The organism is Flavobacterium chryseum (genome assembly GCF_004362015.1).
In the GTDB taxonomy this organism is placed as follows: domain Bacteria; phylum Bacteroidota; class Bacteroidia; order Flavobacteriales; family Flavobacteriaceae; genus Flavobacterium.
Genome location: NZ_SNWW01000003.1, coordinates 117,656 through 131,816, shown reverse-complemented (window position 1 = coordinate 131,816; position 14,161 = coordinate 117,656). Strand labels below are relative to the sequence as shown.

Here is a 14,161-nt window from a genome sequence, read left to right as displayed (position 1 = left end):
AAAAATAATTTTTAAATTTTAGCGAACGTTCGCTATTTTTATAAAAAACTTTTTGTAACATTGTAGTGTAAAACTTATTAGCTATGAAGAACCAATTAGAAATTACAGAAACGGCAATTGAATTTTTAGCTAAAAAAAAGCTTTCTTATTCAAAAATTTGGACAGAAGAAGCATGTGCATTTATAACCGAATTGCATAGAAAATTCGAATCGCAGCGAAAACTGCTGCTTTTACAGCGTGAGCAAAAACAAGTCGCTTTTGATCAGGGAATTATGCCGGTTTTTATTCCGGAAACCAAAAACGTCAGAGAAAGCAACTGGACAGCCGGAGAAATTCCAAAAGATTTGTTAGACAGAAGAGTGGAAATTACCGGACCAGTCGATCGTAAAATGATTATCAATGCGTTGAATTCAGGAGCAAAAACATTTATGGCTGATTTTGAAGATAGTACTTCTCCAACATGGCAAAATTTAATGGATGGGCAAGCGAATTTAATTGATGCTGTAAACAAAACAATTTCTTATACAGATGAAGTTAAAAATAAAAGTTATCAGTTAAATGAAAAAATAGCAACCTTAATTGTTCGCCCGAGAGGTTTGCATTTGCCGGAAAAACATCTTTTAATTGAAGGAAAAGAAGTTTCAGGTTCTTTGGTAGATTTTGGATTGTATGTTTTTCATAACCATAAAAAACTTTTAGAAAACAATTCCGGACCCTATTTCTACATTCCGAAATTAGAACATTATCTGGAAGCTCGTTGGTGGAATAATGTGCTTGATTTTACTGAGGATTATTTGAAACTGAAGAGAGGCACTATAAAAGTGACGGTTTTAATTGAAACGATTACAGCAAGTTTTCAGTTGGATGAAATTATACATGAATTGAAAGAACATATCGTGGGTTTGAATTGCGGACGTTGGGATTATATTTTCTCCTACATCAAAAAATTCAGAAAAAATCCAAAATTCATTGTTCCGGATCGCGATCAGGTAAATATGACTTCGCCTTTTATGAATGCCTATTCAAATTTGGTAATTCAAAGATGTCATAAACGAGGCATTCATGCAATTGGCGGAATGGCAGCGCAAATTCCGATTAAAAATAATGAAGAAGCAAATGCTATTGCTTTCGCCAAAGTAAAAACCGATAAAGAACGCGAAGTTCGAAACGGCCATGACGGAACGTGGGTTGCCCACCCGGATTTGGTTTCAATAGCAAAAGAAATTTTTGATAAAGGAATGCCAACTCCAAACCAAATTCATATAAAAAGAGAACATCGAAAAATTACAGAAGCTAATTTGATTGAACCACCAATCGGAATTATAACTGAAAATGGTGTTCGCAAAAACATCAACGTGGGAGTTTTGTATTTGGCTTCATGGCTAAACGGACAAGGTGCAGCGGCGTTACATAATTTGATGGAAGATGCTGCAACGGCCGAAATTTCGAGATCACAATTATGGCAATGGCTTCAGAATAAAGTGCTTTTGGATAATGGCAGAAAATTAGATTTGGCTTATTATCACGAATTGGCTTTAGATGAATATCAGAAAATAAAAAACGAATTAGGAGAAGAAAATTACGAAAAACGTCAATTTCCCTTGGCCGAAAAAGTTCTGGAAAGATTGGTTGTAAATTCTGATTTTGTGGATTTCCTGACGATTCCGTGTTATAAATACCTATAAACAATTAAAAATTCATAATTAAAAATTAAAAATATTTTTTCACGCAGATTTAGCAGATAACGCAGATTTTTAATTTTTAATTCTCAATTTTTAATTTAAAAAAAACGCTTTACTAACCAACTTAACTATATTATTTATGAAAACAACAGAAGACAGAATTCAGGAATTGATTAACGATTGGATCACGAACCCAAGATGGAAAGGTGTTGAACGCCCTTATACGGCTACAGAAGTAGTTACGTTGCAGGGTTCGTATCAAATTGAGCATTCTATTGCCAAAATGGGAGCGCAAAAATTATGGAGAAAGTTAAAAAGTCAGGATTATGTTGCCGGGTTGGGCGCGTTGACTGGAAATCAGGCGATTCAGGAAGTCGACGCGGGTTTAGAGGCGATTTATTTAAGTGGATGGCAGGTTGCGGCCGATGCAAATTTGGCAGGAGAAATGTACCCAGACCAATCGCTTTATCCGGTAAATAGCGTACCGATGGTCGTAAAAAAAATAAATAATGCTTTGTTGCGTGCTGATCAGATTCAGACTGTAAATAAAGTGGAAGATAAAAAAGATTATCTCGTTCCTATTGTGGCCGACGCCGAAGCTGGTTTTGGGGGAAATCTAAACGCTTTCGAACTAATGAAATCAATGATTGAAGCTGGTGCTTCTGGAGTTCATTTTGAAGATCAGTTAAGTTCTGCTAAAAAATGCGGGCATTTGGGCGGAAAGGTTTTGGTGCCAACACAGGAAGCGATTAATAAATTGATAGCAGCACGTTTGGCTTCTGATGTTATGGGTGTTTCAACTTTAATTGTTGCAAGAACAGATGCTGATGCAGCGAATTTATTAACGAGCGATGCAGATCCAAGAGACGCAAAGTTTATTACTGGAGAAAAAACAAACGAGGGCTTTTTCTACGTGAAAAATGGAATCGATCAGGGAATTGCGAGAGGTTTGAGTTACGCGCCTTATGCCGATTTAATTTGGATGGAAACCAGTAATCCGGATTTAGTTTATGCAAAAAAGTTTGCTGATGCGATGAAAAAAGAATTTCCGGATAAAATGCTGGCCTACAATTGTTCGCCATCTTTTAACTGGGCAGCGAAATTATCTGTTGCCGAAATGGAAACTTTTAGAGAAGATTTGGCTGCAATGGGATATAAGTTTCAGTTCATTACGTTGGCCGGTTTCCATGCTTTAAATACGAGTATGTTCGAATTGTCTAAAGCCTATAAAGAACGCGGAATGGCCGGTTATTCTGAATTGCAGGAAAGAGAATTCGCTTTACAGAAAAACGGTTTCAGAGCAGTAAAACACCAGGCTTTTGTTGGGACTTCTTATTTTGATGCGGTACAAAATACGGTAACAATTGGAAAATCAACAACAACGGCAATGAAACATTCTACAGAGGTTGAGCAATTTTAATTCAAAAAAAACACGGTTCTTAGTTGAGCCGTGTTTTTATTTTTTGCGACGAATTTCACAAATTTCCACAAATTAAATTTACTTAAAATTGAAAGTAAAATTAGTGTGAATTCGTGAAATTCGTGGCTAAAACTTTATTTCTTCAAAAGCCTTGCTTTCATTTTGCTGAAAAATTCAGGCGTAACACCAATAAAAGAAGCAATTTGTTTTTGAGGAACTTTGTAAACAAGCGATCCGTATTTAGTGCAGAATTTTTCAAAACGCTCTTCGGCAGGTAAACTTAAATTATCCATTAAGCGTTGTTGATTGGCAACCAATGAATTCTCAATCAAAATTCTAAAAAAGCGTTCTAATTTTGGGATTTCAAGGTATAATTGTTCCTGATTTTCTTTGGATAAGGAAACGACTTCTGCATCTTCTAAAACTTCAATAAAAAGCTGACCCGGTTTTTGCGAAAAATAACTATACATATCGCTCATCCACCAGCCTTCACAAGCAAATGCCAAAACGTGTTCGACAATATTGTCGTTAATATTGAAACTTCTTAAAATTCCAGAGTTTACAAAATACGAATGTTTGCAGATTTCGCCAGAACTCAATAAAATAGTTTTGGCTTTGTAAGTATGTGTTTCTGTTTTAGATAAAAAAAACGCTTGTTCTTCTGGAGTTAGCGAAACATGTTTGGAAATATTATCGAGTATTAAAGCCATTTATGAGTGTACTTTTATAAGTTTTGCTGTATTTTTTGCTCTTTCTATGACTTCATCAATTGGGGTTGTTAAAGAATCGTAACTTAAAACAACGCCCATTCGGCGATAAGGTCTTGAAGTTGGTTTACCAAAAATTCTGAAATCAGTTTTTGGTAAAGCAGCAACTTTTTCTATTCCCGTAAAAGTTGGATTTGTAGAATCTTCTGATGCTAAAATTACGGCACTTGCTCCTGCTTTTTCTAAAGTAATTTCAAAAATCGGCAAACTTAAAATGGCTCTTAAATGTAATTCGAATTCGTTGAAATTTTGAGTTCCGGCTAAAGTTACCATTCCGGTATCGTGAGGACGAGGAGAAAGTTCTGAGAAATAAACCCCTTCATTGGTTAAAAAGAATTCAACACCAAAAAGTCCTGCGCCGCCAAGTGCTTCGGTTATTTTTTCGGCCATATCCTGAGCTTCGTATAAGTCAGCTTCAGAAACTTTTGCCGGTTGCCAGCTTTCTTGGTAATCGCCGCGTTCTTGTCTGTGACCAATTGGTGCACAAAATAGAGTTGGATTATTGTTTTGGGTAATCGTTAAAATCGTAATCTCTGAATGAAAATCAACAAAAGCCTCAACAATCACTTCGATAACATCGCCACGCGAACCCGCAACGGCATATTGCCAGGCTTTTTCGATATCGTTTTCTGTTTTTATAGTCGATTGTCCTTTTCCCGAAGAAGACATTAAAGGTTTTACCACACACGGAATTCCAACTTCCTGAACGGCTTTTTGTAATTCTTCCGCAGAAGTGGCATATTGATATTTGGCTGTTTTTAAACCCAATTCTTTTGCAGCTAGATCACGAATGGCTTTACGATTCATAGTGAAATTAGCCGCTTTCGCAGAAGGAACAACGGTAATGCCTTGTTTTTCGTAATCATAAAAACGTTCTGTGCGAATGGCTTCTATTTCGGGAACGATAAAATCGGGTTTGTGTTTGGCTACAATTCGGTCAAGCGCTTCGCCGTCAAGCATGTTGATTACTTCAAATCCATGTGCAACTTGCATTGCTGGAGCATTTTCGTAGCTATCAACAGCAATTATGGTTTGTCCGATTCGTTGTGCGGCAATAGCAAATTCTTTGCCTAATTCGCCTGAACCCAGGAGTAGTATTTTCATTTTGGAGTTTTGAAATTTTGGAGTAGTAAAAGTAGCGAAAAATGTTTTTAACCGCAAAGTTCTATTTACATGGATTAACGTAGAGGCGCACTGCAGTGCGTCTACGCAATCTATAATTTAACCGCAAAGCTCGCAAAGAAAGCAAAGTTATTGATTTTTAGGTAAAAGCAAAGGTTCGCAAAGATTTAAAAATAATCTTTGCGAACCTTTGCGTAAATCTTTGCGAGCTTTGCGGTAAAAAAAACTTTGCAGTTAAATAATATTAATGAAAATGATCTTCTTCAATTTCAAATTCAGCATCTTTTTCCCAAATTTCCATTTCACAAGGTTTGCAGTTGAATTTTAGTTTGTATTCAAGCTCGCCTTGTTTTAAAACCAATGGTTCTTTTACTTTAACACCCATTATATCTTTTTGGTGTATTGGGCATTTTTTTAATTCATATTTGATGCAGTATTTTGTTGTCATTACACGAGATTTTCCTGGATCCCATTGTAATTCAAATGCTTTTTCGATTTCGGTTACGCCGTGACGTTCGTAGAATTTACGAGCCGTTTTGTTCGAAACGTTGTACATGAAATCCAATTTCGTTTCAGGATACGGATGCGACGTTTTTACTAATTGATGTTCTTCGCGCTTGTAATTTTTCAAACGAATTTCGGTTAATTGATCGTAAACAGTTCTTCTCATTTCGTTAATTTTTGAAATAGGGAGGAACCAGTTTTGAGAAAACATCACATTAATTTCATCAGCGGTATAAGGTGTAAAACCTGTTTTAGCTAATTGCGTTTTAATGTTTTCTTCGATTGATTCGCCAGTTTTAGTCTGCTCTTTTGCGTGTTCTAAATTTACGATACTTATATTTCCATCTTCATCGGTTGCGATTAATTCGAAACCAGTTTCGTTTTCTGTAAGTAATAAAGTTGTGCTAAGTTTACGAACGGCGCTGTCTTCTCTTTCAACAATTTTGATAAAAGCAGCATCGTTATTTCTATAGATGAAAGTTCCGTCTTTAATTTCTTTTAAAACGTTTGGATATATTTTTCCGTTTTCTGCCTTGTTTACATAAATTCCGTCAGCTTCATTATTTTCGTTGATGAAACAAAGTCCGTCACCATTGTTTAAGAATTCGCTGTTTTCGATTTCGTAAGCGTTTCCAACAGTTCTGATTAATTTACCAATATATTGTCCTTTCGATTTTGGGCTTTCCCAAGAACCAATACTTTGATTTCTATCGTTTACAAAATAATCGGTGTAACCACGGTTGAAAGTTCTGTTTAAAGAAGAGTCGAAAGTATAGGTACAAGTTCCAGAAGAAGCTTTCATGTACTTATCCCTTCCAGCTCCTTCTAAAAAGCTGTCCAATTTTTGACGTAAAAAGGATACGTTATTTTTAACGTAAACCACATCTTTTAATCTTCCTTCGATTTTAAAAGAAACAATTCCAGCTTCAATTAAATTTGGAATTTGATCAGAAATATCTAAATCTTTAATCGAAAGTAAATGACTGTTTTTGATTAAAGTTTCTCCGTTTCCGTCGATTAAGTTATAAGGCAAACGACAGTTTTGGGCACAAGAACCACGATTGGCACTGCGTTCTCCGTTGGCTACACTCATATAACAGTTCCCACTAAAGGATACACATAAAGCTCCTGTTACGAAAAACTCTAACTCGACATCAGCTTCGTCGTAGATCGTTTTAATTTGATGTAGGTTCAGTTCGCGTGCTAAAACCACACGTTTGATTCCAGCATCTTTTAGAAATTTAATTTTATCAGCATCACGATTATTGGCTTGTGTGCTGGCGTGAAGTACGATAGGAGGCAAGTCCATTTCCATAATCGCCATGTCCTGAATAATCAGGGCATCAACACCAATTTCATATAATTCCCAGATCATTTTGCGACACGTTTCTAGTTCATTGTCGTACAAAATGGTATTCATAACCACAAAAACCTGGGCGTTAAATAAATGCGCATATTGTACTAATGCAGCAACATCTTCGATAGAGTTGTTGGCATTCGATCTTGCACCAAATTGAGGTGCACCAATATAAACGGCATCGGCTCCGCTATTTATAGCTGCCATTCCTCCAATTAAGTCTTTAGCAGGAGCTAGTATTTCGATTTTCTTCTTCATTTCTAAAACTTTAGCCTTCGGTGGTATTCACGGGAAAAAGTTTGCAAAGTTCTTATAAATATTTCGAGTTTGCTAATGCTGAAGTGACTTTTTTTGAAATAGTTAGATAATATGGAATGTTTGTGTTTTTATCTTGCTTTCAACGAATTAAAATCCGTTGCTACAAAATAAATCGTTACTCTGGAGCTTACTAAAAAGTTATAAGCCAGAATAATTTTAGGGGCGGATTTTAATCCGCTTGAAAATGCGAGTTTTACAAAAACAAAAAAACTACCCAGTTTAATAAACCGGATAGTTTTCGTTCTCAAAAAACAGTGTCAATTTATTATGACAATTTTTTCATTTTGATTTTAGTCAAAGTATTTTGTATGCTGTTTAATTGTTTTGAAACAATTGAAATTTGACTAGCTTCAAGTTCATTTTTTTCTAAAGCCATTTTGTATTTTTCAATAGCAGCTTCTTCTCCTGTAATACAAGCATTGATAATGGCTTCTGTATCTCCACCGGTAAATGATGATTTAATATCGATCCAGGTACGGTGTAAAGCTCCTAACGGACCTCCGCCTGAAGTATCAGTTGATTTTCCTAATCTGTTGATTTCGTCTTGTATTTCTACAATAAATAATGCGCGTTCACGTGCATAATCTAAAAAATCAGTTTTAATAGCTGGACTTTCTACGTGCTCAGCAGCATTTGTATATCCTAGTTTTCCGTCTTCAAGAATTGAAATTAATCCTTCTAATGTACTTACTGCTTCTTTTGTGGTTTCATCTGTATGTATCATGACAATAATTTTTTAATTAATTTATATTACAAAGATGGGATTTTAAGAAGCCTTACGTTTTACAGAATTATCTTAGTGATTTATAAAATTGTAGAATGGGAATTTTGAAAGTCTGCTTTAATTTGACAGACGATTAAGAAGATTTCTTTCGAAATATAGATGTAAGTTTTCCGTTTGCGTTAGTTATAGCCCGATCCGTCGCGGCAGACATGCCAAAAGTAAGTCCATAAAAAAAACAGCTCAAAGTATAAAGTGATGAAACTTTAAACCTTAAGCCGTTTTTAGTAAAATGATTAATATTGTTATGCAGCCAAAGCTTCTTTGATTCTGCGTAGTGCTTCTTTTAAAATATCGTTGCTTGTTGCGTAAGAGAAACGAATACAGTTTGGATTTCCGAAAGCGTCACCTGTTACAGTTGCAACGTTTGCTTCTCCTAAAAGATACATTGATAAATCGTTAGCATCTTTAATTTCAGTTCCTTTTAAAGTTTTTCCGAAGAAAGAAGAAACGTCAGGGAAAACATAAAATGCCCCTTCCGGAACGTTGATTTTTACACCTGGAATTTCTTTTAATAATCCAACTACTAAATCTCTGCGCTCGTGAAAAGCCTGAACCATGTGGTTTAAAACACTTGGGTCAGCATCTACAGCAGTAATTGTAGCACGCTGTGCAACAGAGTTTGCTCCTGAAGTTACTTGTCCCTGAATTTTTGTACACGCTTTTGCGATAAATTCCGGCGCTCCAATATAACCAATTCTGTATCCTGTCATTGCAAATGCTTTTGCAACTCCGTTTACAGTAATTGTTCTTTCGAACATTCCCGGGATCGAACCGATACTGCAGAATGTTCCAGAGAAATTAATGTGCTCATAAATCTCATCGGCAACAACATATATATTTGGATGTTTTTCTAAAACTTTTGCAAGAGCTGTTAATTCTTCTCTGCTGTATACAGATCCAGATGGGTTACAAGGAGAACTGAACCACATCATTTTTGTTTTTGGTGTAATTGCAGCTTCTAATTGTGCTGGTGTAATTTTGAAATCAGTATCTACAGATGTTGGAACCTCAACAGGAACTCCACCAGAAAGTTTTACAATTTCGAAATAAGAAACCCAGTATGGTGCTGGTAAAATAACTTCGTCACCATCATTTAACATTACTTGTGCAATGTTGTATAAAGATTGTTTTGCTCCTGTAGAAACTACAATTTGAGTTGGTTTGTAATCTAAATTATTATCTCTTTTAAATTTTCTGCAAATTGCTTCTCTTAATTCTAAATAACCTTCTACCGGAGAATATGTGCTGTAATTTTCATCAACTGCTTTTTTAACAGCTTCTTTAATAAAATCGGGTGTATTAAAGTCAGGCTCACCTAAACTTAAACTGATAATGTCTTTTCCTTGTGATTTTAATTCACGCGCTAAAGCAGCCATTGCTAAGGTTTGTGATGTAGCTAAGTTGTTGATTCTGTCCGAAAGAATGTGATTCATTTTTGTAGTTAATTGCGGTTTATTATTTAGTTGAGATGTAATATAAAGTTGCATTGCATCTTTATGTTACAGTATTTTATAATGAAAATTATGCTAGTTCAGGTTTTGTTCCAAGATCTTTCAAATGCTTGTAATGCGCAATAACAGCACCTCTCATTGTTTTGAATTCATGATATGGCAAGTTACATTCTTTAGCAGTTTGTTTTACAATTTCAGCGATTTTTCCATAGTGGACGTGGCTGATATGTGGAAAAATATGATGCTCAATTTGGTGATTTAATCCTCCTGTAAACCAGTTAACAATCTTGTTTTTTGGAGCAAAATTAGCCGTTGTATACAATTGGTGAATTGCCCATGTGTTTTCCATTTCTCCTTCTTCATTAGGAATCGGATTTGAAGTTTCTTCAACAACGTGTGCCAATTGAAAAACAATACTCAAAATTAATCCGGCTACATAATGCATTACGAAAAATCCAACAACAACTTTCCACCATGTTACACCAAGAACCATTGGTAAAACCATCCAGATTAAAACGTAGATTATTTTTGTGATCACCAAAACAGTCCATAATTTAGCAGGACTTTGAGGTGTTCCGTAAGATAATTTTCTTTTTAGGTAACCTTTCATTTGCTTAAAATCAGTTGTTAAAGCCCAATTGAAAGTCAATAGTCCATATAAAAAGAAAGAATAGTAATGTTGAAATTTATGAAAACGATGCCATTCAGCATTTTTTGTAAAACGAATAATTCTTCCTGCATCAAGATCTTCATCATGACCGTGAATATTTGTATAAGTATGGTGTAATACATTGTGTTGTACTTGCCAGTTGTGTACATTTCCGGCTAAAACATAAATGCTTCCACCCATAATTTTGTTAATCCAGGATTTAGAAGAGTAAGATCCATGGTTACCATCGTGCATAACGTTCATTCCAATTCCGGCCATTCCTATTCCCATAAGAATGTTCAATAATAATTGTGCCCAGAACGGCATGTCAATAGTTAAGATCAAAAAATAAGGCGTCAGGAAAATAGCAAACAGGATTACTGCTTTTAAATGCAGCTTCCAGTTTCCGGTTTTCTGAATGTTGTTCTCCTTGAAGTAATTGTTTACTCGTGAGTTAAGTGTTCTGAAAAACTTCAGATTGTCTTGTTTAGCAAATGTAGGCGCAGAGTTATTCATAATTAATTTAAATAGTTTTCAAAGATAATTATTATAAATTTTCAATTTGCAAATTTGAGTTAAATATTTCAACTGTAAAGTACTACTTTTGTTAAAAAATTACAGCAATGGATGAGATATTGAAATATTTTCCTGATTTGACCGAGATTCAGATCGAACAATTTCAAAAATTAGACTTTTTATACCACGATTGGAATGAAAAAATCAATGTCATTTCACGTAAAGATATTGATGCTTTATATACCAAACATATTCTGCATTCGTTAGGAATTGCAAAAATTATGAAGTTCGAGCCGGGAACATTTGTTCTTGATGTTGGAACCGGAGGAGGATTTCCGGGAATACCATTAGCGATTCTTTTTCCCGAAACGCGTTTTTATTTAATTGATATTATTGCCAAAAAAATAAAAGTAGTTCAGGGCGTTGTCGATGCATTAGAATTAAAAAATGTGAAAGCAGAACAAAAACGTGCCGAATTGGTAAAAGGAGATTTTGATTTTATCGTAAGCCGCGCCGTCACCAATATGCCGGATTTCGTTTCCTGGATAAAAGATAAAATCAAGAAACAACAAAAACATACTTTGAAAAACGGAATTCTATATCTTAAAGGTGGAGATTTAACCGAAGAATTAAAAGATTTTCCTAAAGCGACTTTATATGACTTGTCGACTATTTTTGAAGATGAGTTTTTTGAAACCAAAAAAGTGGTGCATTTGCCTTTGAAGTTTCAGGCTTAGATTATAGTTTCTAGTTTTAAAAAGTATCAAGTTATAAAAAAAATGACCCGATCAAAACTTATTTTGCGGGTCATTTTTGAATTAATAGCTATTACACTAAGATGCCTTTCTTGAAATATCTAAGAAGGGATTTGCTTTATGATCTAAATTCTCAATAAAATTATGAAGTGCTTTTTCTGCTGCTTCACGAGAATAATTAAATTCAGAATCAAAGAAAAACTCGCGGCATATTGCTGGTTCATGTGATGAATCGTATACAGCTTCTTCAGATTCTTCATTCAAATCAGTATTATATTGGCGAGGACATACACGAATTAACTCCGAAACAGTTTTATTAAGCCAATTGTCAAAAGCTTTCTTTTTTGGAGTTATGTGACGTGCTAATAATACCAATCCTAAAAGTTCACTTTGTAAAAAATAAGATCCTTTTCTATATAGTACATCAACCATTCTTACATTCATTAAAGCGATCCATAAAACGCCGTCAACAGAACCTACAGCGGGAACTTCAAGATCAGTATCAAACAATAAAGGATTTGTTTGTTCACGCTCATTAATAGAGCACCAAAGTGCTTCAATACGTTTTTGAGTATCATTAGTCGATTGTGTGTATCCTGTAAAACGCCAGTAAACCCACTCCAGCAACGCTGCCGTTAAACCAATAGAACCTTTATGGTTAATTTTCATTAATGCATTTTCTAACTCAAAATTTTGTTCAATAGGATCTAAAAATTTATCTATTTTCTTTTTATTCCATTTAAAATCAATTGAATGACCAATGCTTTTTGATTCTAGAATTACTTTAGGAACGTTGTTTAAATTTCTCATAAGTCTGTATTTTTAATTTTAATTAAGTTTTTTTTGTACAGGCAAATGTATAGTGATGTAGTTTTATATATAGGAATAAGAAGTTTTTAAAATAACAGAATAGGATTTTTGAATCATCTAATGTATTGAAATTCAATATCATAAGAAAAGTATTACAAAATCTATTTGGTAATTTTTGTAGTCTGTGTTATTTGTTGAAATTCAGTATTTTAATGAAGTAAAAATTAAATTTGAAGAAAAGAAAAGCCGCAAACTTCAATTGAAATTTGCGGCTTTTTATGAATCTAAATCTGAAATCAGATGATTAACCTAAAAATGGATATCTGTAATCTTCTGGAGTTACAAACGTTTCTTTGATAGTTCTAGGAGAAGCCCAACGTAATAAGTTCAATGCAGAACCTGCTTTATCGTTAGTTCCAGAAGCTCTTGCTCCACCAAAAGGCTGCATTCCTACAACAGCTCCGGTTGGTTTATCATTAATGTAGAAGTTACCTGCAGCATTTTGCAATTTCGTAGTCGCTACTTCAATAGCATAACGATCCTGGCTAAATACAGCTCCGGTTAAAGCATATTCAGAAGTAGTATCAACTAATTCTAAAGTCTCTTCCCATTTTGCATCTTCGTATACATATATAGTCATAACTGGTCCGAATAATTCGGTTTCCATTGTAGTATATTTTGGATTTGTCGTTACAATAACCGTTGGCTCAATAAAATATCCAACCGATTTATCGTAGTTTCCACCAATGATGATTTCAGCATCAGCATCTTTTTTAGCCTGATCAATAAAACTTGCTAATTTATCAAAAGAACCTTCGTGAATAACTGCTGTAATAAAGTTTCCGAAATCTTCCGGAGAACCCATTTTAAAAGATTTTACATCAGCAATTAATTGTTCTTTCACAGCTGGCCATAAACTTTGCGGAATATAAGCTCTTGAAGCTGCAGAACATTTTTGACCTTGATATTCAAATGCACCACGAGTAATTCCTGTAGAAACTTGTTTTGCGTTAGCGCTTGGGTGCGCAATGATAAAATCCTTACCACCAGTTTCACCAACGATTCTTGGGTATGTTTTATAGTGATGAATATTTGCACCAATTTTAGCCCAGATATCTTTAAATACATGAGTTGATCCTGTAAAGTGAATTCCGGCAAAATCACGGCTTGCCAAAACAGTATCCGTAATCATTAAAGCGTCTCCAAAAACAACGTTGATAACGCCATCAGGAACACCAGCTTCTTTGAAAACTTCGATAATAATTTTTGCCGAGAAAACCTGGCTATCACTTGGTTTCCAAACCACAACATTACCCATCATAGCAGCACTTGCAGGAAGATTTGCAGCAATAGCAGTAAAGTTAAAAGGAGTAATCGCGTAGACAAAACCTTCAAGAGGTCTGTATTCTAAACGGTTCCAAACAGTAGAATCAGATTTTGGCTGATCTCCGTAAATTTGAGTCATAAATTCTACGTTGTAACGTAAAAAGTCGATCAATTCGCAAGAAGCATCAATTTCTGCCTGGTGAATATTTTTAGACTGTCCAATCATTGTCGCAGCGTTGATACGAGCTCTGTAAGGACCGGCAATAAGTTCAGCCGCTTTTAAGAAAATAGCAGCACGTTGTTCCCATGCCATATTTGCCCATGCTGTTCTTGATTCAAGAGCATTTGCAATTGCTTTTTCGATATGTTGTTTTTCAGCCAAATGATAGGTTCCAACGATATGTTTGTGATCGTGAGGAGCTGAGATTGTTTTAGTGTTTCCAGTTTTGATTTCTTCACTACCAATGTATAATGGAACATCAATTTTCGAGTTCCACATTGAAGTGTATGCTGCCTGAACAGCTGCTTTTTCTGGTGAGTTCGGCGCGTATCCTTTTACAGGTTCGTTTACCGCTTTTGGTACATGAAAGAATCCTTTTAACATGGGATGAAATATTTTAAAATTACGAATTATTTAATTTTATACAAAAGTACAAATGATAATTTGATTAAATCACAATACAATATTAAAAAGTTGTAA

At 34.8% G+C, this 14,161-nt stretch carries 11 protein-coding genes; 3 read left to right on the top strand and 8 right to left on the bottom strand.

All coding sequences use genetic code 11. The features are described 5' to 3' along the window. The first annotated feature begins 83 nt into the window (after positions 1-83). Together aceB and aceA are read left to right on the top strand one after the other, a co-directional pair. Positions 84-1,685, top strand: a complete 1,602-nt coding sequence (gene aceB, locus EV143_RS07095; RefSeq protein WP_133507276.1) for a malate synthase A — start codon at positions 84-86, stop codon at positions 1,683-1,685. 136 nt (positions 1,686-1,821) lie between these two features. Beyond that, on the top strand, positions 1,822-3,102 hold the full coding sequence (gene aceA / locus EV143_RS07090; protein ID WP_133507275.1) for an isocitrate lyase: 1,281 nt from the start codon (positions 1,822-1,824) through the stop codon (positions 3,100-3,102). 134 nt (positions 3,103-3,236) lie between these two features. Here aceA and EV143_RS07085 read toward each other — a convergent pair whose 3' ends face one another. The 6 genes from EV143_RS07085 to EV143_RS07060 all read right to left on the bottom strand — a co-directional run bounded on the left by EV143_RS07085 (position 3,237) and on the right by EV143_RS07060 (position 10,570). Next, complete coding sequence (locus EV143_RS07085; protein WP_133507274.1) at positions 3,237-3,812, bottom strand: Crp/Fnr family transcriptional regulator; 576 nt, start codon at positions 3,810-3,812, stop codon at positions 3,237-3,239. After that, positions 3,813-5,030: a formate-dependent phosphoribosylglycinamide formyltransferase gene (purT, locus tag EV143_RS07080; RefSeq protein ID WP_262710972.1), complete on the bottom strand. Its 1,218-nt coding sequence runs from the start codon at positions 5,028-5,030 to the stop codon at positions 3,813-3,815. Between the two features lie 205 nt (positions 5,031-5,235). Continuing rightward, on the bottom strand, positions 5,236-7,110 hold the full coding sequence (locus EV143_RS07075) for a peptidase U32 family protein (protein ID WP_133507272.1): 1,875 nt from the start codon (positions 7,108-7,110) through the stop codon (positions 5,236-5,238). A gap of 325 nt (positions 7,111-7,435) precedes the next feature. After that, the gene (locus EV143_RS07070) at positions 7,436-7,894 is read right to left on the bottom strand and encodes a ferritin-like domain-containing protein (RefSeq protein ID WP_133507271.1); all 459 of its coding nucleotides are present in this window, start codon (positions 7,892-7,894) and stop codon (positions 7,436-7,438) included. Positions 7,895-8,196: 302 nt separating this feature from the next. Further along, on the bottom strand, positions 8,197-9,387 hold the full coding sequence (locus EV143_RS07065) for a pyridoxal phosphate-dependent aminotransferase (RefSeq protein WP_133507270.1): 1,191 nt from the start codon (positions 9,385-9,387) through the stop codon (positions 8,197-8,199). 88 nt (positions 9,388-9,475) lie between these two features. After that, a complete protein-coding gene (locus tag EV143_RS07060) occupies positions 9,476-10,570 on the bottom strand; it encodes a fatty acid desaturase family protein (protein ID WP_133507269.1) in 1,095 nt (364 codons plus the stop codon). Positions 10,571-10,677: 107 nt separating this feature from the next. On the opposite strand from EV143_RS07060, the gene rsmG reads away from it, so the two are divergent. Further along, the gene (rsmG, locus tag EV143_RS07055; RefSeq protein WP_133507268.1) at positions 10,678-11,307 is read left to right on the top strand and encodes a 16S rRNA (guanine(527)-N(7))-methyltransferase RsmG; all 630 of its coding nucleotides are present in this window, start codon (positions 10,678-10,680) and stop codon (positions 11,305-11,307) included. A gap of 96 nt (positions 11,308-11,403) precedes the next feature. Here rsmG and EV143_RS07050 read toward each other — a convergent pair whose 3' ends face one another. Then, entirely contained in the window at positions 11,404-12,135 is a 732-nt protein-coding gene (locus EV143_RS07050) for a hypothetical protein (protein ID WP_133507267.1), read from the bottom strand. Positions 12,136-12,439: 304 nt separating this feature from the next. Beyond that, positions 12,440-14,065, bottom strand: coding sequence for an L-glutamate gamma-semialdehyde dehydrogenase (pruA, locus tag EV143_RS07045; RefSeq protein WP_133507266.1), 1,626 nt, complete (start codon positions 14,063-14,065; stop codon positions 12,440-12,442). Positions 14,066-14,161 lie beyond the last annotated feature (96 nt).

Coding starts and splice junctions, on each gene's coding strand:
- aceB (WP_133507276.1), top strand. CDS start 84: ATGAAGAACCAATTAGAAATTACAGAAACGGCAATTGAATTTTTAGCT.
- aceA (WP_133507275.1), top strand. CDS start 1,822: ATGAAAACAACAGAAGACAGAATTCAGGAATTGATTAACGATTGGATC.
- EV143_RS07085 (WP_133507274.1), bottom strand. CDS start 3,812: ATGGCTTTAATACTCGATAATATTTCCAAACATGTTTCGCTAACTCCA.
- EV143_RS07075 (WP_133507272.1), bottom strand. CDS start 7,110: ATGAAGAAGAAAATCGAAATACTAGCTCCTGCTAAAGACTTAATTGGA.
- EV143_RS07070 (WP_133507271.1), bottom strand. CDS start 7,894: ATGATACATACAGATGAAACCACAAAAGAAGCAGTAAGTACATTAGAA.
- EV143_RS07065 (WP_133507270.1), bottom strand. CDS start 9,387: ATGAATCACATTCTTTCGGACAGAATCAACAACTTAGCTACATCACAA.
- EV143_RS07060 (WP_133507269.1), bottom strand. CDS start 10,570: ATGAATAACTCTGCGCCTACATTTGCTAAACAAGACAATCTGAAGTTT.
- rsmG (WP_133507268.1), top strand. CDS start 10,678: ATGGATGAGATATTGAAATATTTTCCTGATTTGACCGAGATTCAGATC.
- EV143_RS07050 (WP_133507267.1), bottom strand. CDS start 12,135: ATGAGAAATTTAAACAACGTTCCTAAAGTAATTCTAGAATCAAAAAGC.
- pruA (WP_133507266.1), bottom strand. CDS start 14,065: ATGTTAAAAGGATTCTTTCATGTACCAAAAGCGGTAAACGAACCTGTA.